This is a genomic window from Halobacillus sp. BBL2006 (genome assembly GCF_000786645.1).
In the GTDB taxonomy this organism is placed as follows: domain Bacteria; phylum Bacillota; class Bacilli; order Bacillales; family Halobacillaceae; genus Halobacillus.
In genome coordinates this window covers 1-3,369 of sequence record NZ_JRNX01000285.1, presented here as the reverse complement: position 1 = coordinate 3,369, position 3,369 = coordinate 1, and the positions used below count along the sequence as shown (strand labels likewise).

Here is a 3,369-nt window from a genome sequence, read left to right as displayed (position 1 = left end):
GTTGATGAACAAGTAAAAAAAAGAAACTTCCCTGTGTAGGACGTTTTCCGAACATCATCGATAATAAAAAGAAAATCTTAAGCAGCTATGACGTTTGTGGTAGGCATTTAAAAGTGTGAAATCTCTTTCGGAATACCGAAAAAAGAGCCGGGACTTAGGAGTCGCGGCTCTTTTCCTTGGCTAATTTTCTTAGTTTCTTGACAAATGAAGTTTCCGGTGTAACGAATAATGTCTGTTGATGATCATAAATAACATAGCCAGGTTTTGCACCGGAAGGTTTCTTCACGTGTTTGATTTGGGTGTAATCGACAGGTACCGTAGAGGACTTGCTTGATTTACTGAAATTTGCTGCCAGCTGAGCAGCTTCGAAAAGTGTGTCTTCTGTTGGGTTTTCATCTCTTATGACCACGTGCGAACCGGGAATATCTTTGGCATGCAGCCAAATATCAGACTTATTAGCTATCCGGTTTGTCAAATACTCGTTTTGCTTGTTGTTACGACCAACATAAATTTGAGTTCCATCACTGGATATGAAGCTTTCAGGAGCAGGTTTTGCTGGTTTATTTTTCTTTTTACCTGCAGAGGGTTTCTTCTTCATGTATCCTTGTTCCCGAAGCTCTTCTCTGATTTCTTCAATATCCTGCTCTCGGGCAGATTCAACCTGCTGAATCAGCCTTTCAAAATATTGAATTTCATCCTCAGCTTTCTTGATTTCCTGTTGAACAACTTGTTTTGATTTTTTTAATTTTTGATAAGTCTGGAAGTAGTTCTGAGCGTTTTCACTTGGTGATTTATTCGGGTTTAATTCAATCGTTCTTTCAGCCTGATCAGGATCGTAATAATCAACCACTGTAACTTGCGCATCACCGTTTTTGACCATATGCATGTGCGCTGTTAACAGTTCGCCAAGACGCTGATACTCTTCCGCTGATTCTGATTTTTTCAACGTGTGATGGTGTTTCTTAATCTTCCGTACATTCTTATCCCGTTCATTTTTCAAAAAGCGGTAAAGGTCTCCTGCTTGCTGTTTGACACGATCGCGTTCTGCTTTCCCAGAGTAATAGGCATCCAGCATCTCACTAATGCTCGTAAACTGTTCCGTGTCCTCAGAAAAAGTGTGAAGGGGCAGTACATAAAACTGTTCACGCTCACCAAGGTTTACCTGGGGCTCATAGTCATGATTTACAACCCGTTCTCTGACCTGAGCGTAAGCTTCTTTATAAGCATCGGGGCCTCCGAGTTTTGCTTGATAGGCAATTTCTTTGGTTATCATAGGGGAGAACCCCATTACGACACCAAGAATTTGTTTATCCATTTTGCCCGCATTAAAATCTAGTTTTCTTATCAGGTCATCTGGTTCAAGGTCCAGGGGACTGATTTTCCCTTGTTCAGGTGGCAGTTTGTAGGGTTGACCAGGCATGATCGTCCTGTGTCGATTCTGCGAAGGGGGCAAATGCTTAATGCTATCAAGGATGTGTCCTTGATTTTCATCAATTAAGAGAATGTTCGAATGTTTTCCCATCACTTCGATGATCAACGTTTTAACAGTCTCATCCCCGATTTCGTTCCGGGTACGCACGCGGAACTTCACAATTCGTTCCATGTCCTCTTGTTCAATGTTTTCAACAAACCCGCCTACGAGGTGCTTACGGAGAAGCATACATAACATAGGTGGTTCTTTAGGGTTCGAATACTGATCTTCCGTCAAATGAAACCGTGCATAACTTGAATGGGCAGATAGTAATAATGTGTGATTTTTTCTTTGAGCTCGTACTGTAAAAATAAGCTCTGTATCTGTTGGTTGATAAATTTTCATAATTCTTCCGGACTGTATTTTCTCGTTCAATTCGTTCGTAATTGCCCGGGTAACAATTCCGTCAAAAGACATAGCCTTCACCTCTCTAAGATTTCAGTATAGCACGATTTTCTTCTGAATCTCTAAATATATGAATGAAAATGGTCAATGATTCGCATTGGGTTTGCTTCCTTTGATAAAATTAAGATAGTAAAATCTATTATGTAGTTGGATGTGATTACACATGGTAAAAAGTATGACAGGTTACGGTAAAAAAAGCATCGAAGTTGGAGATACACGCCTGCACGTAGAAATCCGCTCAGTGAATCACCGGTTTTTGGACATCTCCGCGAAGTTACCGAGGAATCTCTTGTTCATCGAAGAAAACTTAAAACGAAAAATACGCGAGCTTCTCTCCAGGGGAAGGATCGATTTATTTATAACGGTTAATGGTCAGGGAATCTTTGAGAAAAAGGTTGATGTTGACTGGCCAATTTTAGATCAATATATGAAAAAACTGAATGAAATTAAGGGTCGATACGAGTTGACTGGAGATATATCTATTGATATGGTAACCAAGTTAGAGGATGTGTTTTCGGTACAAGAAGTCGAAGAGAATTCGAATGAGTTGCAAGAAGCATTAGTTAACTCTGTCGAAGACTCATTGAATCGTTTGATTGTCATGAGAGCTGCGGAAGGCAAGCGATTAGAAAGTGACCTCATAGAGAGAATTACAAAAATAAGTGACATTCTGGAGAAATTAGAAGAACGTAGACCTTATGTTGTAGAAGAATATAGGGAAAGGATTCGTCTGCGAATTGAGGAACATATAAAGGAAGAAATCAGTCCGGATCAGACGAGGATTCTGCAAGAGGTGGGCCTGCTGGCTGAAAAAGGAGATGTCACGGAAGAATTCACTCGCTTACATTCCCACTTATCCCAGTTTACTCAGATTTTGAAACTGGATGAACCAATCGGACGAAGACTTGATTTTATTGTCCAGGAAATGCACCGAGAAGTGAATACGATCGGCTCTAAGTCTAATGATGCGAAAGTGACGGAATGGGTCATTGATTTAAAGAGTGAAATCGAGAAAATGAAAGAACAAGTTCAAAATGTCGAATAACAATTGTGTTTACCGCTAGTTTTTTCATATAATAGAGATAGTCATTATACTGGTTGGCATGAAGAAGGAGGAGACAGCTTTGAGTTTAAAGTTAATTAATATCGGCTTTGGTAACGTTGTTTCAGCAAACCGAATCATTTCGATCGTTTCTCCGGAGTCCGCTCCGATCAAACGTATCATTACTGTTGCACGTGACAATAATAAATTAGTAGATGCTACATACGGACGTCGTACCCGTGCGGTGATCGTGACGGACAGTGACCATGTTGTTCTGTCAGCTGTTCAACCAGAAACAGTCGGCCAACGTGTGATCAACAACGACGAGATTTCAGACGAAAACTAGGAGGACCTTTGTTGTGATAGATGAGAAAGGAATTTTATTTATTCTTTCCGGACCTTCGGGTGTTGGGAAAGGAACGGTGCGCAAGGCGCTTTTTGACCAATCAAC

Annotated in this window: 3 protein-coding genes and 1 pseudogene; 3 read left to right on the top strand and 1 reads right to left on the bottom strand. The window is 40.6% G+C overall.

All coding sequences use genetic code 11. The features are described from left to right. Window positions 1-154 precede the first annotated feature (154 nt). Entirely contained in the window at window positions 155-1,888 is a 1,734-nt protein-coding gene (locus LD39_RS09405; RefSeq protein ID WP_035545531.1) for an NFACT family protein, read from the bottom strand. A 151-nt stretch (window positions 1,889-2,039) separates the two neighbouring features. Here LD39_RS09405 and LD39_RS09400 point away from each other — a divergent pair, with 151 nt between their 5' ends. The 3 genes and pseudogenes from LD39_RS09400 to LD39_RS23540 all read left to right on the top strand — a co-directional run. Beyond that, complete coding sequence (locus LD39_RS09400) at window positions 2,040-2,921, top strand: YicC/YloC family endoribonuclease (protein WP_035545529.1); 882 nt, start codon at window positions 2,040-2,042, stop codon at window positions 2,919-2,921. Between the two features lie 79 nt (window positions 2,922-3,000). Further along, window positions 3,001-3,264, top strand: coding sequence for an extracellular matrix/biofilm regulator RemA (gene remA, locus LD39_RS09395; protein ID WP_035545527.1), 264 nt, complete (start codon window positions 3,001-3,003; stop codon window positions 3,262-3,264). Between the two features lie 13 nt (window positions 3,265-3,277). After that, a pseudogene (locus tag LD39_RS23540) lies at window positions 3,278-3,369 on the top strand (guanylate kinase); the annotation flags it as partial.

Excerpts from the sequence above, each read along its gene's own strand:
- LD39_RS09405 (WP_035545531.1), bottom strand. The coding sequence starts at position 1,888 with ATGTCTTTTGACGGAATTGTTACCCGGGCAATTACGAACGAATTGAAC.
- LD39_RS09400 (WP_035545529.1), top strand. The coding sequence starts at position 2,040 with ATGGTAAAAAGTATGACAGGTTACGGTAAAAAAAGCATCGAAGTTGGA.